Here is a 20,874-nt window from a genome sequence, read left to right on the forward strand (position 1 = left end):
CTTCGCAACACCGACGCCGTACCGTTGTCATAGCTCACTGGCCAATGAAGGAGAGCCCAGCGCGTGAATATTGATGGTGTGATTTTCGATTCGGACGGCACCCTTGTGGACAGCGAGCGCATCGCCGCGGGCCTGTTGTGGGAAATGCTCGTGGAGCGAGACATCCATTTGCCCCAGGAAGAGGTATTGGCGCGCTTTCGTGGTGTGCAGTTCAAGGTCTTCACGGCGCGCCTGGTCCAAGCGTACCCCTGGCTTGAGGCCGAACCGTTCATGGCGACATTCCGCGAGGTCAGCCTGGCAAGGTTCGCGCAAGGCATGCAGCCCATGCCCGGCGCATTGGCGTTCGTGCGACAGCTACGCCTGCCGCGTTGCGTGGCGTCCAACGGCCCGCGCAACAAGATCGAGACCTGCCTGGGCAGTGCCGGGCTGCTCGACTATTTCGAAGGCCGGATTGTCAGCGCTTATGAGGTGAACGCCTGGAAGCCAGCGCCGGGCTTGATACTGGCCGCCGCCGCCACGTTGGAGCTTGCACCCGAGCGCTGCCTGCTGGTGGAAGACAGCCATGCCGGGGTGGAGGCCGGGTTGGCTGCGGGTACCTGGGTGGCCGGGTATGGCGAAGAGGATTTCAGTGCCTACGTTGGCGAGTCACGCTTCCACCTGGCGTCAACCTACGACGATGTTGCGCGTTTACTGGTTTAGTCCACCGACTGGTTGTTGCGACGCTCATAGTGGTCCAGCAAGGGCTGGGTGCTCACACCATGCACGACGATGCTCAAGGCCACCACGGTAAGTGTCAGGCTGGTGCAGGTTCTGGCCACTTCATCAGCCAGCCCGTGCTGGAGGGCGAAGCATAGGTAGTAGATCGAACCGATGCCTCGTATGCCGAACCAGCCCAACAGCACACGTTGATGCCGGCTGAGGAGGGCACGGCCACCCCCCAGCCACCACACGGCCAGCGGCCGGATGATGCAGAACAATACCAGGCCAATCCCCACGCCACGCCAGTCCCAATAGCCCCATAGCAGCGCACCGAGCAGCGTGATCAGCAGCACCTCCATGGACCTTTCCACCAAACTGCCGAAGGCCATGATATCGCCCATCATCACCCCAGCGGCCAGTTGAGGCGGTGCCAGGCTATCTATGGGCTTGGCCACCGCGTGTTCCACCGGCAAATGATGGTGGCCAATAACGGGGTGCGTCAGCTGCTCGGCTGGCACTTCGGAGTTGGTGGAATGTGCCTCGGCCTGGCGCAGCCCTAGCCCGGCGGCGAACACCGCGAGAAAACCGAAGGCACCTACGTACCATGCGGCCGAATACGCCAGCGCGATCAGCGCAAGGGCCAGAAAGTCGTTGGGCGACAAGGTGCTGTCCTGATGACGCACCCTGAGGAAAATCATCAATTGCCCGATCAGCCTGCCCAGGCCGTAGCCGATCAGCAAACCCGCGCTTACGCCCCAGATCACGTCCTTGAGTACCCACCGAGTGAGCCATTCGCCTTCGAATCCGCCGTGCCCGATCAGCAGCAGGCCAAACAATACAAAGGGGAAGGCCGTGCCGTCGTTCAGCCCGGCCTCACCGGAGAGGCCAAAACGAACACGGTCGAAATCCTGCGCGCTATTGACCTGGACCATGTTGGCCAGTACCGGATCTGTAGGGGCAAGCATTGCGCCGATCAGCAATGACACGCCCCAGTCCAGGTTCAGGGCGTAATGGATAAGCACCGCGACGCCGATGATAGAGGCCACCATGACCGGCCCTGCCAACAGGTAGGCACAGCGCCACGCACTGCGGCCAAACGAGAGGCGCAGCTTGATCCCGGTACCGAACAGGGAAAACAGCACCGCGGCTTCGGTGAGCCTTTCCAGCCAGTGGGTGGACTCACGAATATCCAGGCTGACGACCCCCAGCCCAACCGGGCCGATGGCCAGGCCGAGCAACAGGCAAACGGCAGACGTGGTAACAGGCAGCCAGCGCAGGTAGGCGGACGCGAGGGCCAGCAACAGCAGGACCGCGCCGAGAATGGTGATCGCAGTGATAAAACTCATCAGGTCTCAATCGAAACGGTATGTAGTTTTGTGACTGCGTCTCGCGCTGTTAGTTGGAACGGATTCTAGAAACCAGCCTGTTCGTTTCCAGCTCAAGCAAAGCCTGCTTACGCTCCACACCCCATCGGTAGCCCGATAAACCGCCATCGCTGCGTACCACCCGGTGACAGGGAATGGCCACGGCCAGGCTGTTGGCCGCGCAAGCCCGGGCCACCGCGCGTACCGCCGTGGGCGCGCCGATCCGCCGGGCCAGCTCCGCATAGCTCACGGTCTCGCCAATGGGGATGTCCTGGAGTGCTCGCCACACACGCTCCTGGAACACCGTGCCGCGCAAGTCCAGCGGCAGGTCCAGCCCCAGCCCCGGTGCTTCCACCAGGCCTACCACCTGAGCCACCACGGCTTCGAAGGCTTCATCCGCGCCGATAAGCCGTGCCTGCGGAAAACGGTCCTGGAACTGCTCGAGCAGTGCCTGCGGGTCATCCCCCAACAGAATGGCGCACAGCCCCCGGGGGCTTTGGGCCACCAGTATCGCGCCCAGGCTGCATTGCCCTACTGCGAAGTGAATATCAGTTCCGGTGCCCCCATTGCGCCACGCACTAGGGGTCATGCCTAGCCGCGCCGGAGCGCTTTCGTAAAAGCGGCCGTTGGAATTGAAACCCGCAGCATAGATGGCCTGGGTGACGTTACCGGCACTGTCGAGCTGTGCCTGGGCCCTGCGGGCTTGGGCTGCCTGGGCGTAGGCCTTGGGCGATAAGCCGGTGACGGCCTTGAACACCCGCTGGAAATGGCCCGGGCTGAGCCCGGCCTGGCCTGCAAGGTCGTTCAGCAGGGGCGCTTGCTCGCTGGCATCGATTTGCCGGCAGGCTTCGGTAACCAGGGCAATGTGACGTTGCCGGAGGGCAGAGGGGAGGGTGTCGGTGCTCATGCTGAAGGCTCTGGCTGGCGGGTACAGGCCTAATATCGCCCGGAAGGGCAAAGCCATACACTCCGTTTCTTGTGACGTGCGGTATTAAAGTGTGTTCCCGCCCGGCTCAGTATAGAATTCCTCATCTTACACCGGCGGGGCGCGCCTTCCGTCCGGTCGGCACCGTGTACTTCATATACAGGCAGGTTTGAACTTGGAACAGCTAAAACGCCTAGCGACTGGAATAGCAGGCCTGGACGCCCTGCTTAAGGGGGGGCTGGTAGCGGGTGCCTCCTACATCGTTCAGGGGCGGCCGGGGTCTGGCAAGACCATCCTGGCCAACCAGCTGAGCTTCAACCATGCCCGAAACGGCGGCAAGGTGCTGGTGGCAACCTTGTTGTCCGAATCGCATGAGCGGCTGTTCCAGTACCTCTCCACCTTGAAGTTCTTCGACCCCTCGCGCATAGGCGAGCAGATCCAGTTCGTGAGCGCGTTCGATACGTTGCAGAGCGAAGGCCTGGAGGAAGTGGTCAAGTTGCTGCGCCGCGAAATAGGCCGCCAGAAGGCAACCGTGCTGGTGGTCGATGGCTTGCTCAACGCCCGTACCAAGGCTGAGTCGCAACTGGACACCAAAAAATTCATCGCCGAACTCCAGGGCCATGCCGCTTTTGCAGGTTGCACGGTGCTGTTCCTCACCAGCGCCCGGCTCGATGACGGCAGCCCCGAACACACCATGGTCGATGGCGTGATCGAGATGGGCGAGGAATTGATCGGCTCTCGCTCGGTACGCCGCATCCAGCTGCGCAAAACGCGCGGCAGCGGTGCGTTGTCTGGCCTGCACGATTGCGAAATCAACGACGAAGGCCTGGTGGTATACCCGCGGCTTGAAAGCCTCTACAGCCACCCTTCACGCCAGGATCCGGCCGATAGCACCCTGGTGAGCTGCGGCGTGAAAAGCCTGGATGAAATCATCGGCGGTGGCCTGGCGCGGGCCTCGGCTACTCTGGCTCTGGGGCCTGCTGGCGTAGGCAAAACGTCGCTGGGTATCCAGTTCCTGGCTCAGGCTACCCCCGAGGAGCCCGCGCTGCATTTCGGCTTCTATGAAACACCCCAGCGCCTGGCGTTGAAGGCCGCTGCATTGGGCATCGACTTCCCGAGCATGCAGCGCAGTGGCGCGCTGCATGTGTGCTGGCAGCCCACCACGGAAGGGTTGCTCGACGCCCTCGGCGCCCGGCTGCTCGAACAGGTTGAAACATACGGCATCAAGCGCGTATTGATCGACAGCCTGGGTGGTATGACCCGGGTGACCACCAACCCCGCCCGGCTGAGCGACTTCTTCAGTGCCCTCACCGGTGAGCTGCGAGCGCGCGGTGTGACTATCCTCGTGACCTGCGAGATGCAAGGGCTGATTGGCCCGGAAATCAACTCGCCCATGCCGGACATGTCCAGCGTCGTGGACAACATCCTGGTCATGAGGTTCGTGGAATACGCGTCTGAACTTAAACGAATGATGACCATTCTTAAAGTCAGAGACAGCATTTACGACCCGACATTGCTGGAAGTCGTGATCGGCGCGAAGGGGCTGGATTTCAAAAAAGCGTTCAAACATGCCGAGGCAGTGCTGACGGGCAGCGCCTCGTCCACAAGCCACTGAGTGATCGAGTCAAATTGAAATGACGACCATCCTTATAGTCGACGACGAGTATTTGATCGCCGATATCCTCGGGTTCGCCCTCGAGGACGAGGGGTACATGGTCGTCAAGGCCGGCAATGGTCGAAAAGCCCTCGAGGTGCTGGACCGCGAGCGGCCGAGCCTGGTGATCACCGACTTCATGATGCCGGTGATGGATGGCTTGGAATTCGCTCGCGAAGTACGCAAGCGCCCGCTGTTTGCCAGCCTGCCGCTGTTTCTCATGAGCGGCGCCCAGGGCAGCATCGGCCGGGCAAGCCCGGACCTGTTCGCAGTGGTGTTCGACAAACCCTTCGATATCGAGCAGGTCATCCGTGAAGTCGTCGAGTTCGTCGGGCGGCCTGTAGAGTGATCAATACCGTAATGAAAGAGGTTTCGCATGCCGCATGACGGCAATCTGTTAGGCGCCGCTGTTGTATTCCTTCTCGCCGCCGTTCTGGCGGTTCCCCTGGCTAAAAGGCTTCAACTGGGTGCCGTACTCGGCTATCTGCTGGCCGGTGTTGCCATCGGCCCGGCGGTGCTCGGGCTGGTGGGCAACAGCCAGAGCCTGAACCACCTTTCCGAACTGGGCGTGGTGCTGTTGCTGTTCATCATCGGCCTGGAACTGTCGCCCAAGCGCCTGTGGGTGATGCGTAAAGCGGTATTCGGCATCGGTCTGGCGCAGGTGGCGCTGACCGGCTGCGTGATCGGCGCGGTTGCCATGTACCTGTTCTCCCAACCCTTTAACAGCGCGGTGGTCCTGGGCCTGGGCCTGGCGTTATCGTCCACCGCGTTCGGCTTGCAAAGCCTGGCCGAGCGGCACGAACTGCATAGCCCCCACGGGCGCCTGGCGTTCGCGATTCTGTTGTTCCAGGACATTGCCGCCATTCCGTTGATCGCATTGGTACCGCTGCTCGCCGGAGGCTCCGCCGAGCGGCCGCCTCCAAGCCTGGAGCATGGCCTGCAGGTATTGGGCAGTATCGCCCTGGTAGTGGTGGGCGGGCGCTATCTTCTGCGGCCTGTATTTCGCGCGGTCGCCAAGACTGGCATACAGGAAGTGTCTACCGCCACGGCATTGCTGGTAGTGATCGGCACCGCCTGGTTGATGGATCAGGTCGGCGTGTCCATGGCGCTGGGGGCGTTCCTGGCGGGGCTGCTGCTGGCGGATTCGGAATACCGGCACGAACTGGAAGCGCAGATCGAGCCCTTCAAGGGCCTGCTGCTGGGGCTGTTCTTCATCAGCGTGGGCATGGGGGCCAACCTGGGCCTGTTGCTGGCCGAGCCGGTGACCGTGATCGGGCTCACCCTTTTGCTGCTTGGACTCAAGCTGCCCTTGCTGGCGCTGCTGGGCAAGTATGCCGGTGGCCTGCAGCCTGGTTCCGCGTTGCGCCTGGGGCTGGTACTTGCCACGGGCGGTGAGTTTGCTTTCGTGGTGTTCAAGCTGGGTCGCGACAACGGTTTGTTCGACGCACGCTTGTATGACCTGCTGGTGCTGGCAATCACGCTGTCCATGGCTGTCACGCCCTTGTTGCTGCTGGGGGCAGGCCGCCTGCTGGCCCGCAAGGAACGCCCGGTGCCGGTACCGGAAGCGTATCGAAACATCGACGCGGATGCGCCACGTGTGGTCATCGCTGGCATGGGCCGCATGGGGCAGATCGTTGCGCGTATTCTGCGCGCCCAGAAAATCCCCTTCGTGGCCCTCGATACCTCGGTCGAGAGTATCGAACTGTCGCGTAGCTTCTCGGGATTGCCGGTGTTCTATGGTGACCCTTTGCGGGCTGAAATCCTGCGCGCGGCCAAGGTGGACCAGGCTGAGTATTTCGTGATTGCCACCAACGATCCCGACACCAACATCAAAACCGCCGAGTTGGTGAAACGCCTGTACCCGCACCTCAAGATCATCGCGCGTGCGCGCAACCGTCAGCACGTTCACAAGCTCACCGACCTGGGGGCGGACGCCGTGCGTGAAACCTTCTATTCGAGCCTGGAGATGACCCGGCGCACGTTGATCGGGCTGGGCTTGACCGAGGTGCAGGCGCAAACCCGCATACGCCGGTTCCAGCACCATGACCAGGTGGTGCTGCGCGAGCAGCACCTTGTTTACGACGACGCGGCCAAGGTGATCCAGAGCAATCAGGAAGCCCGGGCGGAGCTGGAGCGGCTGTTCGAAGCCGATGCCCAGCGCGAAGCGAACGAGCCGGTCTAGAACATCAGCACGCCGTAAAGCCCGAGCGCGCCAAATGCCACGCACGCCGCCGCCAGGGCAAGCACCTCAAGCACTGGCGGTGCCGCGCGGCCATCATTGATTGCGGCAATGCTCTGGCGGTAGCGGCGTTGTTGGCCCAACCCAATCGCCAGTGCGGCCAGCAAGGCCAGCGCCACCAGCACGAACGCGAAGCTGCCATGCTGGGGTACCCAACGCAGGCATAGCAGGCTGGCCGCCACCAACGACAATAAAGTGCGGCGCCAGGCCATCCATGTACGTTCAGGCTGCAGGCCCGCATCGGCGTGAGTGCGGGTGAGGTTCATGCCGGGCGCAGGGCAATGAATACCAGCAGCATGGCCGTCGCCAACGCGCCGCCGAACGACAGCAAGGGGACCAGCAGAGGTAGCGGCAGGGCACGGCCATGGCGCATGGCGCGTTCCACGTTCAACCAGCGAACGCCGGCGGTGGCGCTCAGGATCAACCCCAAGGTCAGCAGCAGCACCGCCAGCACTTTGCGCGCGTCCGGCGCGAACACGTCACCTGTGAAAGCCTCCACGGCGATCCCTCCAGCCATCAGTGCCAGTGAGGTGCGTATCCAGGCCAGGAAGGTACGCTCGTTGGCCAGGGTGAATCGAGGATCGGGCTCGATTCCCCCGCCGAGCAGCTTGTCCCGCATTGGCGTGCGAGGCGGGGTGGAAGAGGGTGATGTCATGAGTCGATCCCGTGGACGGGTAGGCAATAACGGCGGGGCGGAGCCGGTGAGGGCCCCGCCAAGGCTCATTTCAGCAATTTGGCAAAGTGGTCGATGGCCAGGGTATAGCCGTGGGTGCCGAACCCGGCAATCACGCCCGCCGCCACCAGCGACACATAGGAGTGGTGGCGGAAGGATTCCCGCTTGTGCACGTTGGAAATGTGCACCTCAAGCACCGGCACTTCGGCCGCCACCAATGCATCGTGGAGCGCGATGGAGGTGTGGGTCCAGGCGCCCGGGTTGATCACGATCCCGGCGATCCGGCCACGGGCCTGATGTACCCAGTCGATCATCTGGCCTTCATGGTTGGTTTGCTGAAACTCCAGCGTCAGCCCATGCGCCTCGGCGGTGGCGCGGCATTGCGCTTCCACATCGGCAAGGGTTTCCTTGCCGTATACGGTGGGCTCGCGGGTGCCGAGCATGTTCAGGTTGGGGCCGTTCAAAACCAGCAAGGTGGTTGCCATCAGGTGCGTCTCTCTCTGCAGCAGGCAGGCGGGGCTGCCATGGTAATAGCCCCACCGGATGGTGCGCTACTGCCTTATGCCTTCACAGGCACAGGGGGCAGGTAATACTGGGCGAAGCGTACGTTGTCCACGCCATCTACCAGCTTTTTGAGCTTCTCGTTGAAGGCACGACCCACAGCATATTGGCCCCCGGAAGTGGTGCGGAACTGGGCGGTCAGGGTAATGCCGTTGAGGTCCATCTTGTCCACGCCAAACACTTGCAGCGGGCCTTGCAGGTTGGTCTTGAGCAGCAGGTCGTCGGCGATCTGATCCGCGGCTTGCTGAATCAGCGCCAGCGCTGTGTCGATATCGCTGTCGTAGGTTACCTGTACCGAGAAGAACGCATTGGCGAACTGCCGCGACTGGTTGGTCACTGCCTTGATCTGGCCGAAGGGCACCGAGTGCACGAAGCCCTTGCCGTCGCGCAGGCGCAAGGTGCGAATGGTGAGGCTTTCAACGGTACCGGCATGGCCCGAGTCGAGCACTACCCAGTCGCCGATGGCGATGGTGTCTTCAATCAGGATGAACAGCCCCGTGATCACGTCCTGTACCAGTTGCTGCGAGCCGAAACCGATCGCCAGGCCGACCACACCGGCACCCGCCAGCAGCGGGGCCACGTTGATGCCCAGGTTGGCCATGGTGGTGATGGTGCCGATCACCACCAGCACAATCTTGGTGGCGTTGCGCAGCATCGGCAGGATAGTTTTGACCCGGGTGCTGGGCTGGCGGCTGGCGCGCTTGCCTACCGCAGGCTTGAGCGCTTGCTGAATCGCGGTGTCGATGACCACCCAAACCAGCCAGGTGACCAGCAGGATCAATCCGATGCTGCTCAGGGAGTTACTGATGGCGCGGCCGACACTGTTGCGTGCCGCGAACTCCAGCACGGAAACGCCCCACGTACGCGCCAGCAGTTCGATGAACACGATGGCGATAATGATCCGCGACACCGCGTGGCCAAGGCTGCGGAACAGCTCTACATAGGGGCGAGGGCGGTCCGGGTCGACTGCGGCCTGGGGTTTGAGCACGTGGTGCATGACGGTGCTGAGGAACACCGCGCCGATCAGCAGCACGGTGCTCATCAGTGCCCGCTGCAACGCTTGCTGGCTTTGCTCGCCGGCGCCGATCAAGTGAATGGCCGACACCAGAATCATCAACAGGATCGGCAGGTACCACACGGCGGCGAATACCCGCAGGGTTTCCTGCACCGCGCGATGATCATGGCGCTGGCGATAACCCCGGTTGCGGATGAGCTGGCCCACGGGGCGACGCATCTTCAATACCAGCACGGCGAAGGTGAAGGTAGCCATCAGCCCCACGAACACGGCAATGCTGCCAGTAAGGTTATTGCCCAGCTGCCGGGCAATCTGGGGGCTGGTGAGCGCATCACCTAGGGCCGCCAGAAAGCCGATCACAAACAGTGGCCTGGGGGCACCCCGCCGCAGCACGTTGACCGCCGCACGCTTGTGGCCAACGTTGAACAAGGTGATGGCGCACAGAATCATGGTGGTAGAGAAGATGCCGCTGCTGGTGGCGTATGCCAGGCACAGCGCCAGGGCCCGGGCGTCGGACGGGGCGAGGTGCCGGCTGACCACCAGCGCCATGCCAAAGCTGAGAAGGGCCGGCACGGTGAACCGCAGCAGGTAACCCAATACGCCGTGCAACCTGGGCCTGCGGTGAAGGAAACCTTGCCGCCCCACCCGCGACCATGCCACCCGGGCGAGAGTGTAAAGGGCGAAGAAGGTCGCGATCCAGGTAAGGCTCAGCACTGCGAAGTCGCGGGCCAGTTCCCAGCCTGATGCGGCCGCCTGTTGGTCGAACAACCGTCCCGCCTCGGCGGCGGCGCGATCGGTGCGCAAGCGCCAGGTGTCCACCAGGTGTTCATTAAGGTCGAGCTTGTCTTGAACGTTATCGAGGCTGGAGGTCAACGTCCCCAGCAGCCCGCCTTGTACCAGCACCTCTTTTTCCGCCGGGGCTTGTTCGGCGGCTGGAGTGTCGGCGAAGGCAGGGAAGGTAAGCAAGGTGGTGAGTAGCAGAATGACAAGGCGTGGCACGAGGGCAAGGCTCCACAAAGGTTCTCCTGACAGACCCTCAGTGCCCGGGAATGTTCGCCCCGCCGGTGAATGAGCGAGTCAACGCTGTCCGTCGGCCGCAAATGCAAAGGCCCGGCATAAAAGCCGGGCCCGGGTCTGGCAAGCCAAGGGTCACGCCGCAGCGGCGTCCTTTTTCAAGCTGGCCATGTCGATCACGAAACGGTACTTCACATCGCTTTTGAGCATGCGCTCGTAAGCCTCGTTGATGGTCTGGATGTCGATCATTTCGATATCCGACACAAGGTTGTGCCTGGCGCAGAAGTCCAGCATCTCCTGCGTCTCCCGTATGCCGCCGATCAGCGAGCCCGCGAGGCTGCGGCGCTTGAAAATCAGGTTGAACACCGTCGGCGCAGGGTGTGGATGCTCAGGCGCACCGACCAGCGTCATGGTGCCGTCGCGCTTGAGCAGGTTAAGGAAAGGATCAAGGTCGTGCTGGGCGGCCACGGTGTTGAGGATGAAGTCCAGGCTATTGGCATGGGCTTGCATCTGGTCGGGATCCTTGGACACGACGACCTCTTTTGCACCCAGGCGCAGGCCATCCTCGCGCTTGTTGGGAGAGGTAGTGAACAGCACCACATGAGCGCCCATGGCCGCGGCAATCTTCACGCCCATATGCCCAAGCCCCCCCAGCCCCACGATGCCCACCGTCTTGCCAGGGCCGACCTTCCAGTGGCTCAGCGGCGAATACGTGGTAATGCCGGCACACAGCAACGGCGCGACAGCGGCCAGGTCGCCCTCGTCATGGCTGATACGCAGCACAAAAGCTTCCTTCACTACAATGCGTTCGCTATAGCCGCCATATGTGTTCTCACCCCCGAACACTGGGCCGTTATAGGTACCGGTGAAACCGTTTTCGCAATATTGCTCGTCGCCTTCGGCGCAGGCTGCGCAGTGTTGGCAGCTGTCGACCATGCAGCCCACCCCGGCAAGGTCGCCTACCTTGAAACGGGTGACAGCGCTGCCCACCGCGCTGACCCGGCCTACGATTTCGTGGCCAGGAACCGACGGGAAGAGGGTGTTCTGCCATTCATTGCGGGCCGTGTGCAGGTCGGAGTGGCATACCCCGCAGTACAGAATCTCGATCTGTACATCGTCGGCGTTGGGCGCCCGTCGTTCGATCGCATACGGCTTGAGTGTGTCGGAAGCGTTTTGCGCGGCATAGGTAAGGGTCTTGCTCATTCGAAATCTCCTTATGAAGTTATTAGTGCCGACAGCTTGGCCGCGTGGAACGTTCGACGGGACGGACATCCGGGAAGAACCGGTTTAGCACAAACCGAGCCGGTGCCAAAGCCGCAGGCGCCATCATTCTGTTGAAACCCCGGCTGGCAAAACTCGAACGCGCTAAGTAATTGCTACGCAAGGCACTGATAGCCAAACGAAAGCATAACCGTCCGTCGATTAACCCTCCCTGAGGGGCGAATCATCTTGGTTTCTGGTTGACGAAGGGAATATGGGCGGTAGTGCCCCGACTTAATGCCAAGGACACCAAGATGCTCAATGCCCCATCCCACACCAACACTGCCAGCCCCGCCGAGCCACGACCAAAGATCATGGTGGTGGAAGACGAAGACATCATTCGCGAGTTTGTTTGCGAAATTCTTGCTGGGGAAGGTTTTGATACGGTCGAATTCGGCACCGCCGACGCCGCCTGGAAAGCTTTCGGGGAAGGGCTGCATGTGAACTTGTTGATTACCGACATTCGCATGCCCGGCGAAATCGATGGCGCCCAGCTGACGCGGCGCGTGCATAGCGAGTGGCCCGAGTTGCCGATCATTGTGATGTCCGGCCACGAGACTCCTGAAACCGCAGACATCGGCGCGGACATTGCCTTTCTTCCAAAGCCTTGGACCATCGGTAAGCTGACCGATGAGGTAATGCGCGCAATCGTCCACGAGGAAGAAGCCAAGCTCGCCCGCTGAGCCTCCTGGCCCGCTTTGGCGGGTTTCTGCCGGTGATTGGCAATTGCCGCGGGCAGGTACCGACTAGTGTGAAGGCGACTACTCACCCCGGAGCGCCTTCATGCATATCGGTTACCTCGTTTTTCCTGGCGTACAGCCGTTGGACCTTGTCGGCCCCTTCGACGTATTCGCCCACTTTCCGGATGTACACCAACACCTGGTCTGGAAAGATACCGTCCCTGTGAGCGCCAGCGGCGGCCTCACGCTGCAAGCGACTACCACCTTCGCGCAATGCCCACCCTTGGATCTGCTCTGCGTGCCTGGTGGGGGTGGCGTGGAGGCGCTGCTCGAGGATGCCGCCGTGCTGGCGTTCCTTCGCGAGCGCGCCCCGAGTGCGCGGTTCGTGACTTCGGTGTGCACCGGCGCCCTTGTACTGGGGGCGGCGGGCTTACTGACGGGCAAGCGTGCCACCACCCATTGGGCCTATCACGAGCTGCTTGAGCCACTGGGCGCGTTACCCGTGCATGAAAGGGTGGTCACGGATGGCAACTTGATTACCGGAGGCGGTGTAACGGCCGGGATTGATTTCGCGCTGGCGGTGGCCGCCCAATGGTTCGGCCACGAGCAGGCCCAGCGGGCACAGCTGGCGCTGGAATACGCCCCTGCGCCGCCATTTGCCTCAGGGGACCCCACTCAGGCTCCCCCGCAGGTGCTCCAGGCCCAGCGCGAAGCCGTGGCGCCCTCCGTGGCGCGGCGGGCTCAGGTCGTTGCACGGGCCGCCGCCCGGTTTTGATGCTGTACCGCTCAGGCCGATTCGAACCGATACGCCGCGCCGGGGTGGTTTCCGGGCAGGCGGTTGCCGGCACCAAACAGCTTGTGGCGCAGGCTCCCTTCACTGTAAGCGGTCTTGTAGCGCCCGCGGGCCTGTAGCTCCGGGACTACCCAGCGGATGAAATCCTCATAGCTTTCCGGCGTAACCGTGCGGGTAAGGTTGAAGCCATCCAGCCCAGTGGTGTCGATCCAGTCCAACAGTTGTTCGGCAACGGCCGATGGGCTACCTACCAACGCCGGATAACGGCCGCCCAGTGCGTTTTGTTCGAGGATGCGCCGTACGCTCCAGTCACCGTTGCGGGTGAGTGCCTTGGCAGCCGATTCAATGGCATTGGTCTGCTGTGGCAGGATCGGCTCGTCCAGCCCGAAGCGGGACAGGTCGATGCCCGTAGAGGCGGCGTAATGTGCCAGACCCGCCTCGGGGCTGGCGTACCGCAGGTACTCGGCGTGTTTCTCCCGAGCCTCCTGCTCGGTAGCGCCCACCACCACGGTAAGCCCCATAAATACTTTGAGGGCCTGCGGGTCGCGCCCGGCAGCCTGGGCTGCGGCGCGCAGGCTGTCCACTTGCCTGCGGACGCTTTCGCGGTCCTGCCCCATGATAAATATGCACTCGGCATGCTGCCCGGCGAAGCGTGAGCCGCGTGGCGAAGCACCGGCCTGGAACAATACGGGCGTACGCTGCGGCGAGGGCTCGCTGAGGTGGTAACCCTCCACCTGATAGAATTCGCCCTGATGGTGTACCGGGCGCACGCGCTCGGGCCGGGCATAGATCCGGCGCTCCCGGTCCGCGATCACCGCATCGTCCGCCCAGCTGCCTTCCCACAGCTTGTACAGCACCTCCAGGTATTCATCGGCCTGATCGTAGCGCCGGTCGTGGGCGGCTTGCTCGCTGCGGCCCATGGCGCGGGCGGCGCTGTCGAGGTAACCGGTCACGATGTTCCAGCCCACGCGGCCGCGGCTCAAATGGTCGAGCGTGGACATGCGCCGGGCGAACAGATAAGGCGCCTCGTAGCTGAGGTTGGCGGTGACCCCGAAGCCCAGATGGCGCGTACTGGCCGCCATGGCCGAAATGAGCAGCAGAGGGTCGTTGACCGGCAGCTGGATGCTCTCGCGCAGGGTGAGGTCCACATTGCCCTGATAAACGTCATACACGCCCACGATGTCCGCCAGGAACAACCCGTCGAACAGCCCGCGCTCTAGCAGCTGAGCGAGCTCGGTCCAATACTCCACGCTGTGGTATTCGCTGGAGCGGTCCCGGGGGTGAGCCCAGAGGCCGTGATTGATATGGCCCACGCAGTTCATGTTGAACGCGTTGAGCAGAACCTGTTTGCGTGCCATGGGCCGCTCCTGTCAGAGGTAACCCTTGCGCGGCGGCAATTGGTCGTTGAGGTGGTAGTTGCCGATGGCGTGGTATTTCCAGCGCACCGGGTCGTGCAAGGTATGGACCCGCGCGTTGCGCCAGAAACGGTCCAGGCCGTCCTCGGCCAAGGCTGCGCGCGCGCCGCCCAGCTCAATCAGTTTGTTGCCCGCCAACAGCGAGACGTCGGTGCCCAGCGCCCTGGCAGTGGCCACACTCAGGGAAGCCGCGGCCACGCTCTGGGCGTCCGGTGCCGCGCGGGCAACGTCCAGGTGGGCACCGGCCCTGGCCAGTACGGCTTCGGCGGCATGCAAGGCAATGGCCACGCGGCCGATGTCGTAGATCGTCAGCGGGTCTTCATGGGCCGCGCTCACACCGCTGTCTGGCCAAGGCCGGGCGCGTTCACGGACAAAAGCCCGCGTGGCCTCGTAAGCGCCACGGGCAATGCCGATGTCGATCGCCGCGTGCAGGATCTGCGCGAACGGCCCCACACTGGTAGGCCGCTCGAACGATGCCTGGAACGGCACTACGTCTTCGGGCGATATGGGAACGTTATTCAGCAGCACGCTGCCACTGCCGGTGGTGCGTTGGCCGAAGCCGGACCAGTCGTCGATCACTTCCAGGCCCTGTGCATGGCGGGGCACGAACGCCATGTACTGCACCCCATGTTCATCCACCACGGAGGTGGGAATGCGCTGGGCGAACAAGGCGCCGGTCGCGTAGAACTTCTGGCCCTGGATGGTCCAGCCATCCGGGCCCTTACTCAAGGCGGTGGTGCGATGCTGGGAATCCTTGGTGGTGAATTCGGCCAGCGCATTGCCAAAGCGCCTGCCTTGCAATGCTTCGCCGAACAGCCGCTGTTGCTGGTCTTCGCTGCCGTTCACGCGCAGCACTTCAAGGGCGTAGAAATGGTTTTGGGGGATTTGCCCTAGGGACCCGTCGGCCTGCGCGATACGGGCGATGACCTTGGCCAGGGTAGCGCTGGACACATCCGCGCCACCGAAGCGCCGGGGCACGGTGATGCCCCACAGGCCCGAGGCACAAAAGGCGTCCAGTTCGGCATGGGGTAGTCGGCGCTCGCGGTCACGGCCGCTGGCGCCTTCGGCAAAGCGCAGGGCCAGAGCGTCGGCGACCGCGAGCGCTTCAGCGTCATCGCGGATAATGGTGGTATCAATGTGTGTCGGTACGGTAGCGAGGGTGAGCGTGTCCATGGGTCAGATCCAGGAGTGGCGAGCGGGATGAGTGCCATTGAGGTGAAAGCTGCCGACTGCATGAACCTTCCAGCGCACTGGGTCGTGCAGCGTGTGCACGCGGGCATTGCGCCAGTGACGATCGAGGTTGTGCTCGCCCAGGGTGGCCCGGCTGCCGGCCAGCTCGAATAGCTTTTCGCTCGCCTTCAAAGCGATCTCGGTAGTAAGCACCTTGGCCTCGGCTACCGCGATAGAAGCACGGGCCGCGCTGTGCTCGTCCACAGGCAAGGCATTGACCTCGTCCAGGGTGGCTGCGGCGCGTTCGAGCAAGGCATCAGCGGCTTCAAGCTCTACGTGCAAGCGGCCTACCTCGGCGATCACGTAGGGCTCCAGGCGGGCCGCTTCGACCTTCGCATCCGGCCACGGGCGCGCGCGTTCCCTTACGAAAGCGATAGCGTCGGCCACTGCGGCGTGGGCGATACCGGCATCAATCGCGGCCTGGATAAGCTGGGCATACGCGCCTTGGGTATTGGGGCGCTGGCCCAATGTGCCGTTGCGCACGATGTTCTCCGCCGGCACGGGCACGTTGTCCAACAGTACGGTGCCAGAGGCGGTGGTGCGCTGGCCGAAGCCCGACCAGTCGTCGATCACCCGCAGCCCCGGGGTTCCACGCGGCACGAAGGCCATTACCTGTTCGCCATCGTCGTCCAGGGCCTTCACGGTAATCCAGTGAGCGAACAAAGCACCCGTGGAATAGAACTTCTCGCCGCTGATGCGATAGCCGTTGCCCTCGCGGCGTGCCCGGGCCCGCAGTTCCAGGGTGTGCCGGCTGTTGCGTTCCGGCCCGGCGTTGCCGATCCGATGGCCCCGCAGCACGCTGCCGAGCAAGCGTTGTTGCTGCTCGGGTGTGGCGGCCAGTTCGAGCACGCGCAGGATGCCAAAGTGGTTCTGCGGGATCTGCCCCAGCGCGGGGTCGGCCGCGCAAATGAGCTTGAACACTTCGGCGATGGTCACGTGGCTCACGCCCGGCCCGCCGAAGGCCCTGGGTACGCCGATGCTGCCCAGGCCACTGGCAGTGAAACGTTCGAGTTCGGCCCAGGGAAGGCGTCGCTCAGCGTCTCGCTCGGCTGCGTGGGTGGCGGCGAAGGCGGCGAATTCCCGGGCAACCTGCAGGGCCTGGGCGTCGTCCTCGAGTACGCGGGCTGGCAGCAGCGGCGGGGCTGTATCGAGCCCGGGGATGGACAGTGATGCGGTTGGATGTGTCACACGAACCTCGCAGACGATAACGAGGCAGGCCCCGGCATCGGTCAAATGATAAACAACGATGTCCGGTGGTCCGGTGGCGCTACCCTAATGTGGAAGGCCGGGGGCGGTGAAATAGCATTTTGGTCTATGGATAAAACCCAGCGCCGCACTGCGTGGTCCCACAGTAAAACCAGGGGAAAGCCCACCGATGAAAATTGCTACGTTCAATATCAATGGCATCCGTGCGCGGCTGGATGCGCTGCTGGCCTGGCTTGAAAAAGAGGCCCCCGACATCGTTTGCCTTCAGGAACTTAAGGCCGCCGATACGGCGTTCCCCCGGGAGGCGATCGAAGCGGCGGGCTATGGCGTGATCTGGCACGGGCAAGCCAGTTGGAATGGCGTGGCCATTCTCTCGCGCGGCAGCGATCCGCTGGAAATCCGTCGAGGGCTGCCTGGCTTCGAAGATGATACCCACAGCCGCTATCTGGAGGCGGCGGTGCAAGGCGTGGTTGTAGGGTGCCTCTACCTGCCCAACGGCAATCCGCAGCCCGGGCCGAAGTTCGACTACAAGCTGCGCTGGTTCGAACACTTCATTACCCATGCCCAGGGGTTGCTCGACAGTGGCCATCCGGTGGTATTGGCGGGGGACTACAACGTGGTGCCTACGGATTTCGATATCTACAATCCCAAATCCTGGCGCAAGGACGCGTTGCTCCAGCCTGAAAGCCGGGAGTGCTTCCAGCGGTTGCTCGACCAGGGATGGACCGACGCTTTGCGTGCGCACTTTCCGCAGGAGCAGGTGTTTACCTTCTGGGATTACTTCCGCCAGCACTGGCAGCACAACTCGGGGCTGCGTATCGACCACCTCCTGTTGAGCAAGGACCTGGCCCCTCGCCTGGAAGACGCCGGGGTGGATCGATGGGTACGCGATCAGCCTCACGCCAGCGACCATGCGCCTACCTGGGTGCGCTTGCGCCAAGGCTGACGCCTTTGGTCCCGGCAGGGGCACCGCCGGCTTGCGCAGCGGTCCATCGACTATCACCCACGTAACGGAGCGCTCCGATGGACACCAATCCCCACTACAAGGGCGGGTTGCAAGGCGCCGACCTGTCTGCCCCCACTGGCGATGAGCTGATGGCCAACGACCCTGCCCAGGCCACGCTGTATCGCCACAGGGTGAGTTACCTTTATAACGAAAAGCCGCGCAATCTGGAGCTGGAATACGAGCAGGCGCATATCCCGCCCGAGGTTGTGGCGCTCAGGCTGCTGGAGATTCACTACGGCGACGCTGAAAACAGCCTGCTGATGCCTGCGGCCGACGACTCTCCCCAGGAGGTGATGGACCAGGCGCAACTGATGGGCATCACCATGATCGAAATTCAAAGCCACGGCAGGGTGATCAACGATGTCAGCGAATGAGAACGACCCTAATCCCACCCCGGAATGGCCACTCAATGCGCCGAGTGATCCGGTGGAGCTCAACGACACCGGCTTCGACCCGGCCCGCGACCCACTGGACGATGCGGCGGCGGATGATAGCGACCTCGATCCGGATTTAAGCGAACCGGACGCTTAGGAATTTCCCACCCTGAAGGAAGCGGCGGGGCCGGAGCGGGAAGGGTTATCCCAACACGGCCACGCCTTTGATCTGAGCCCACACCGCAGTGCCAGGTACCAATCCGAGGTGATCAACGGAATAGCGGGTAAGCCGGGCGAGCAGGGGGGTGCCCTGGCAATCCAGCGTTAACAACACGTCACCTGAAGCGGTGGCGTCGGCTTGTGGGCCGATCACCGCCGGCAGCCGGTTCAATATGCTGCTGTTGCTGTGTGCATCCAGGCTCAGGCTTACATCTCTGGCCAGTACCCTTACGCGCAACCGGCTACCGGTCGGGCGTTCGCCATGAGGCACGCGCAAGGTGCCTCCACCAGCGCCCAGGCTCAGGTGCAGCAGGCGCCACTGCGGGTCGTAGCCGCTGACTACGCCTTCAATGATTACGCCGGCATCCAGCCCCTTTGCCAACGGCAGGTCGAGCCGAGTGAGCAATGTGTTCAGTGGCCCGCTCGCCAGTACCCTGCCGCGCTCCAGTACGACCAGATGGTCTGCCAGCCGCGCGATTTCCTCCATCGAATGACTCACGTACACCACTGGGATCGGCAGTTGCTCGCGTAGCCGTTCCAGGTAGGGCAATATCTCGCCCTTGCGTTCATCGTCCAGCGAAGCCAGTGGCTCATCCATCAGCAACAGCCGGGGTGCGCGCAGCAGTGCTCGGGCGATGCCCACCCGCTGCCGTTCACCACCAGACAACCCGCCCGGGCGCCGTTCCAGCAGGTGTTCGATGCCCAGGGTGCGGAGCAGGTTGTCGCGGTCGACCATGCGTTGCGCGGCAGGCAGGCGGCGCCAGCCATACGCCAGGTTGTCGGCCACGCTCAGGTGCGGGAACAACCCGGGCTGCTGGAATACATAGCCAACGGCGCGACGGTGGGCAGGTACAAAGCGGCGGGAGGTGGTGTCTTCCCACACCTCGTCACCTACCTGTATGAACCCTTCGTCCGCACGCTCTAGCCCGGCCAGGCAACGCAGCAATGTGGTTTTGCCCGACCCGGAGGGCCCGCTCATGGCATTTACGCCTTCGCCGGGCAAGCTGAGGTCCACATCGAGGGAAAAGTCCTGTCGCGCCAGGCGAAGGCGCAGCTCGAGCGCACTCATTCGTCCTCTCTCTGTACAGATGAACGCTTGCGGTACAGCAGCACCAGCACCACCAGGGAAAAGGCCACCAGCAGTGCGGCCAGCCCGTGGGCCTGGCCGTATTCCATGGCTTCCACGTGATCGAACAGTTGCACCGAGACCACACGCGTCTTGTCCGGGATATTCCCGCCGATCATCAGCACCACACCGAACTCACCTACCGTGTGCGCGAAGCCCAGCACAGTGGCAGTCAGTATCCCGGGCCGGGCGAGCGGAAGCGCCACGGTGATGAACCTGTCCAGCGGCGAGGCGCCCAGCGTAGCCGCAACTTCCATCGGGCGCGTGCCCATGGCTTCGAAGGCGTTTTGCAGGGGCTGCACCACAAAGGGCAGCGAATAGATCATCGAGCCCACAACCAACCCCGGAAAGCTGAATACCAGCGTGCCCAGCCCCAGGCTGGAGGTCAGTTGGCCCAGCCAGCCCTGCGGCCCCATCAGCACCAGCAGATAGAAACCGATGACCGTGGGCGGCAGCACCAGAGGTAGCGCAACGATGGCGCTGAACACGGGCCGCAGGCGCGACCGGGTATGAGCGAGCCACCAGCTGACAGGTAACCCTATCAACAACAGCATCACGGTGGTGATGCTGGCCAGCTTCAGCGTAAGCCAGATGGCGCCCAGGTCGCTGGGCGACAGGTCAATCGGACTTGGCATCAAGGGCGTAGCCATAGGACGTAATGATCTGCGCGGCTTTTGGCCCTTGCAAGTAATCGACGAATGCTTTGGCCGTGGCGTTGTGCTCGCCTTTTGCGAGCACCACCGCGTCCTGACGGATGGGTTCGTACAGGCTTTGCGGCACCACCCATGCAGAGCCGCTAGTGATCTTGCCGTCCTTGTACACCTGGCTCAGCGCCACGAAGCCCAGTTCGGCGTTTCCGGTTTGCACGAATTGGAACGCTTGCGTGATGTTCTGCCCCTCCACGATTTTGTCTCGCGTGGCCTCGGTCAGCTTGAGCTGCGCCAATACCTGAGTGGCGGCCAACCCGTAAGGCGCCGCCTTGGGATTGGCGATAGCCAGGTGCTGGTACGCATTGGCCTTGAGTACCTCGCCAGTGGCGTCCACATAGCCGGCCTTGGGCGACCACAGCGCAAGCGTGCCGATTGCGTACGTAAAGCGCGAGCCCTTGGCCGTAGCGCCTTCGCTTTCGAGCCTAGCGGGAGTGGTGTCATCGGCCGACAGAAACACCTCGTAGGGCGCGCCATTCTGGATCTGTGCGTACAGCTGGCCAGTGGCGCCCGGGGAGGCGACCACATGATGGCCGGTGTCCTTCTCGAAAGCGGCGGCGATGGCGTTCAGTGGGGCGGTAAAGTTTGCAGCGACGGCAACCTGAACGTCATCGGCAAGCGCCTGAAGGCTGAACAGGCTCGCGAGTGTAAAAAGCGAGTAGGGCACGGCGCGGATAACAGACATGGAGCATCCTGATAAGTGGCGTTATGCAA

General features: G+C 62.9%; 22 protein-coding genes. 9 read left to right on the forward strand and 13 right to left on the reverse strand.

The window, feature by feature from the left end; all coding sequences use genetic code 11:
- Nucleotides 1-63: 63 nt before the first annotated feature.
- The gene (locus LG385_RS09320) at nucleotides 64-699 is read left to right on the forward strand and encodes an HAD family hydrolase (RefSeq protein WP_225774025.1); all 636 of its coding nucleotides are present in this window, start codon (nucleotides 64-66) and stop codon (nucleotides 697-699) included.
- On the opposite strand, the gene LG385_RS09325 is transcribed toward LG385_RS09320, so the two are convergent.
- Together LG385_RS09325 and LG385_RS09330 are read right to left on the reverse strand one after the other, a co-directional pair.
- Nucleotides 696-2,045 (reverse strand): cation:proton antiporter, encoded by a 1,350-nt coding sequence (locus tag LG385_RS09325; RefSeq protein WP_225774026.1) that lies wholly within the window; start codon nucleotides 2,043-2,045, stop codon nucleotides 696-698. The two genes, LG385_RS09320 and LG385_RS09325, sit on opposite strands and share 4 nt — an antisense overlap.
- Before the next feature lie 49 nt (nucleotides 2,046-2,094).
- Nucleotides 2,095-2,970, reverse strand: coding sequence for a bifunctional transcriptional activator/DNA repair enzyme AdaA (locus LG385_RS09330; RefSeq protein ID WP_225774027.1), 876 nt, complete (start codon nucleotides 2,968-2,970; stop codon nucleotides 2,095-2,097).
- A 193-nt stretch (nucleotides 2,971-3,163) separates the two neighbouring features.
- Between LG385_RS09330 and LG385_RS09335 the strand changes: the two genes are divergently transcribed.
- Genes LG385_RS09335 through LG385_RS09345 form a run of 3 tightly spaced genes read left to right on the forward strand, consistent with a single transcriptional unit; the run spans nucleotide 3,164 to nucleotide 6,824 of the window.
- Entirely contained in the window at nucleotides 3,164-4,603 is a 1,440-nt protein-coding gene (locus LG385_RS09335; RefSeq protein WP_225774028.1) for an ATPase domain-containing protein, read from the forward strand.
- A gap of 19 nt (nucleotides 4,604-4,622) precedes the next feature.
- Entirely contained in the window at nucleotides 4,623-4,991 is a 369-nt protein-coding gene (locus LG385_RS09340; RefSeq protein ID WP_181112014.1) for a response regulator, read from the forward strand.
- 27 nt (nucleotides 4,992-5,018) lie between these two features.
- On the forward strand, nucleotides 5,019-6,824 hold the full coding sequence (locus LG385_RS09345; RefSeq protein WP_225774029.1) for a monovalent cation:proton antiporter-2 (CPA2) family protein: 1,806 nt from the start codon (nucleotides 5,019-5,021) through the stop codon (nucleotides 6,822-6,824).
- Here LG385_RS09345 and LG385_RS09350 read toward each other — a convergent pair.
- From LG385_RS09350 to LG385_RS09370, 5 genes are all read right to left on the reverse strand, one after another.
- The gene (locus LG385_RS09350) at nucleotides 6,821-7,147 is read right to left on the reverse strand and encodes a DUF202 domain-containing protein (RefSeq protein ID WP_225774030.1); all 327 of its coding nucleotides are present in this window, start codon (nucleotides 7,145-7,147) and stop codon (nucleotides 6,821-6,823) included. The genes LG385_RS09345 and LG385_RS09350 overlap by 4 nt on opposite strands.
- Nucleotides 7,144-7,536, reverse strand: a complete 393-nt coding sequence (locus LG385_RS09355; protein WP_225774031.1) for a YidH family protein — start codon at nucleotides 7,534-7,536, stop codon at nucleotides 7,144-7,146. The genes LG385_RS09350 and LG385_RS09355 overlap by 4 nt, the downstream gene beginning before the upstream one ends.
- 65 nt (nucleotides 7,537-7,601) lie before the next feature.
- Nucleotides 7,602-8,039, reverse strand: coding sequence for a type II 3-dehydroquinate dehydratase (gene aroQ, locus LG385_RS09360; RefSeq protein WP_225774032.1), 438 nt, complete (start codon nucleotides 8,037-8,039; stop codon nucleotides 7,602-7,604).
- 74 nt (nucleotides 8,040-8,113) lie between these two features.
- Nucleotides 8,114-10,129 (reverse strand): mechanosensitive ion channel family protein, encoded by a 2,016-nt coding sequence (locus LG385_RS09365; protein WP_413247312.1) that lies wholly within the window; start codon nucleotides 10,127-10,129, stop codon nucleotides 8,114-8,116.
- A 150-nt stretch (nucleotides 10,130-10,279) separates the two neighbouring features.
- Nucleotides 10,280-11,347, reverse strand: a complete 1,068-nt coding sequence (locus LG385_RS09370; RefSeq protein WP_225774033.1) for an NAD(P)-dependent alcohol dehydrogenase — start codon at nucleotides 11,345-11,347, stop codon at nucleotides 10,280-10,282.
- A gap of 311 nt (nucleotides 11,348-11,658) precedes the next feature.
- Here LG385_RS09370 and LG385_RS09375 point away from each other — a divergent pair, with 311 nt between their 5' ends.
- On the forward strand, nucleotides 11,659-12,087 hold the full coding sequence (locus tag LG385_RS09375) for a response regulator (RefSeq protein WP_225774034.1): 429 nt from the start codon (nucleotides 11,659-11,661) through the stop codon (nucleotides 12,085-12,087).
- A gap of 100 nt (nucleotides 12,088-12,187) precedes the next feature.
- On the forward strand, nucleotides 12,188-12,859 hold the full coding sequence (locus tag LG385_RS09380; protein WP_225774035.1) for a DJ-1/PfpI family protein: 672 nt from the start codon (nucleotides 12,188-12,190) through the stop codon (nucleotides 12,857-12,859).
- A gap of 11 nt (nucleotides 12,860-12,870) precedes the next feature.
- Here LG385_RS09380 and LG385_RS09385 read toward each other — a convergent pair whose 3' ends face one another.
- From LG385_RS09385 to LG385_RS09395, 3 genes are read right to left on the reverse strand one after another with little or no spacing between them, the layout of a single operon-like run.
- A complete protein-coding gene (locus LG385_RS09385) occupies nucleotides 12,871-14,235 on the reverse strand; it encodes an LLM class flavin-dependent oxidoreductase (protein ID WP_225774036.1) in 1,365 nt (454 codons plus the stop codon).
- Between the two features lie 12 nt (nucleotides 14,236-14,247).
- A complete protein-coding gene (locus tag LG385_RS09390) occupies nucleotides 14,248-15,429 on the reverse strand; it encodes an SfnB family sulfur acquisition oxidoreductase (protein ID WP_225776207.1) in 1,182 nt (393 codons plus the stop codon).
- Nucleotides 15,430-15,468: 39 nt separating this feature from the next.
- Nucleotides 15,469-16,710, reverse strand: a complete 1,242-nt coding sequence (locus tag LG385_RS09395) for an SfnB family sulfur acquisition oxidoreductase (RefSeq protein ID WP_225774037.1) — start codon at nucleotides 16,708-16,710, stop codon at nucleotides 15,469-15,471.
- Between the two features lie 187 nt (nucleotides 16,711-16,897).
- Between LG385_RS09395 and LG385_RS09400 the strand changes: the two genes are divergently transcribed.
- The 3 genes from LG385_RS09400 to LG385_RS09410 all read left to right on the forward strand — a co-directional run bounded on the left by LG385_RS09400 (nucleotide 16,898) and on the right by LG385_RS09410 (nucleotide 18,265).
- Nucleotides 16,898-17,674: an exodeoxyribonuclease III gene (locus LG385_RS09400; protein WP_225774038.1), complete on the forward strand. Its 777-nt coding sequence runs from the start codon at nucleotides 16,898-16,900 to the stop codon at nucleotides 17,672-17,674.
- A 77-nt stretch (nucleotides 17,675-17,751) separates the two neighbouring features.
- Nucleotides 17,752-18,108 carry a hypothetical protein gene (locus LG385_RS09405; protein ID WP_225774039.1) on the forward strand — a complete coding sequence of 119 codons (357 nt, stop codon included), beginning with the start codon at nucleotides 17,752-17,754 and terminating at the stop codon, nucleotides 18,106-18,108.
- The gene (locus tag LG385_RS09410; RefSeq protein WP_225774040.1) at nucleotides 18,095-18,265 is read left to right on the forward strand and encodes a hypothetical protein; all 171 of its coding nucleotides are present in this window, start codon (nucleotides 18,095-18,097) and stop codon (nucleotides 18,263-18,265) included. The genes LG385_RS09405 and LG385_RS09410 overlap by 14 nt, the downstream gene beginning before the upstream one ends.
- A 45-nt stretch (nucleotides 18,266-18,310) precedes the next feature.
- Here the strand turns inward: LG385_RS09410 and modC are convergent, their stop codons facing one another.
- From modC to modA, 3 genes are read right to left on the reverse strand one after another with little or no spacing between them, the layout of a single operon-like run.
- Entirely contained in the window at nucleotides 18,311-19,396 is a 1,086-nt protein-coding gene (gene modC, locus LG385_RS09415; protein ID WP_225774041.1) for a molybdenum ABC transporter ATP-binding protein, read from the reverse strand.
- The gene (modB, locus tag LG385_RS09420) at nucleotides 19,393-20,076 is read right to left on the reverse strand and encodes a molybdate ABC transporter permease subunit (RefSeq protein ID WP_225776208.1); all 684 of its coding nucleotides are present in this window, start codon (nucleotides 20,074-20,076) and stop codon (nucleotides 19,393-19,395) included. Before modB ends, modC begins: the two co-directional genes overlap by 4 nt.
- Nucleotides 20,072-20,845, reverse strand: coding sequence for a molybdate ABC transporter substrate-binding protein (modA, locus tag LG385_RS09425; protein WP_225774042.1), 774 nt, complete (start codon nucleotides 20,843-20,845; stop codon nucleotides 20,072-20,074). The genes modB and modA overlap by 5 nt, the downstream gene beginning before the upstream one ends.
- Between the last annotated feature and the right edge of the window lie 29 nt (nucleotides 20,846-20,874).

This window comes from Pseudomonas sp. Marseille-Q5115, from assembly GCF_916618905.1.
GTDB lineage: Bacteria > Pseudomonadota > Gammaproteobacteria > Pseudomonadales > Pseudomonadaceae > Aquipseudomonas > Aquipseudomonas japonica_A.

Bases quoted from the DNA above. Each gene is read 5' to 3' on its own strand.
- aroQ (WP_225774032.1), bottom strand. From the start codon at position 8,039: ATGGCAACCACCTTGCTGGTTTTGAACGGCCCCAACCTGAACATGCTC.
- modA (WP_225774042.1), bottom strand. From the start codon at position 20,845: ATGTCTGTTATCCGCGCCGTGCCCTACTCGCTTTTTACACTCGCGAGC.
- LG385_RS09355 (WP_225774031.1), bottom strand. From the start codon at position 7,536: ATGACATCACCCTCTTCCACCCCGCCTCGCACGCCAATGCGGGACAAG.
- LG385_RS09330 (WP_225774027.1), bottom strand. From the start codon at position 2,970: ATGAGCACCGACACCCTCCCCTCTGCCCTCCGGCAACGTCACATTGCC.
- LG385_RS09325 (WP_225774026.1), bottom strand. From the start codon at position 2,045: ATGAGTTTTATCACTGCGATCACCATTCTCGGCGCGGTCCTGCTGTTG.
- LG385_RS09370 (WP_225774033.1), bottom strand. From the start codon at position 11,347: ATGAGCAAGACCCTTACCTATGCCGCGCAAAACGCTTCCGACACACTC.
- LG385_RS09380 (WP_225774035.1), top strand. From the start codon at position 12,188: ATGCATATCGGTTACCTCGTTTTTCCTGGCGTACAGCCGTTGGACCTT.
- modC (WP_225774041.1), bottom strand. From the start codon at position 19,396: ATGAGTGCGCTCGAGCTGCGCCTTCGCCTGGCGCGACAGGACTTTTCC.
- LG385_RS09405 (WP_225774039.1), top strand. From the start codon at position 17,752: ATGGACACCAATCCCCACTACAAGGGCGGGTTGCAAGGCGCCGACCTG.
- LG385_RS09340 (WP_181112014.1), top strand. From the start codon at position 4,623: ATGACGACCATCCTTATAGTCGACGACGAGTATTTGATCGCCGATATC.
- LG385_RS09350 (WP_225774030.1), bottom strand. From the start codon at position 7,147: ATGAACCTCACCCGCACTCACGCCGATGCGGGCCTGCAGCCTGAACGT.
- LG385_RS09345 (WP_225774029.1), top strand. From the start codon at position 5,019: ATGCCGCATGACGGCAATCTGTTAGGCGCCGCTGTTGTATTCCTTCTC.
- LG385_RS09410 (WP_225774040.1), top strand. From the start codon at position 18,095: ATGTCAGCGAATGAGAACGACCCTAATCCCACCCCGGAATGGCCACTC.
- LG385_RS09375 (WP_225774034.1), top strand. From the start codon at position 11,659: ATGCTCAATGCCCCATCCCACACCAACACTGCCAGCCCCGCCGAGCCA.
- LG385_RS09400 (WP_225774038.1), top strand. From the start codon at position 16,898: ATGAAAATTGCTACGTTCAATATCAATGGCATCCGTGCGCGGCTGGAT.
- LG385_RS09385 (WP_225774036.1), bottom strand. From the start codon at position 14,235: ATGGCACGCAAACAGGTTCTGCTCAACGCGTTCAACATGAACTGCGTG.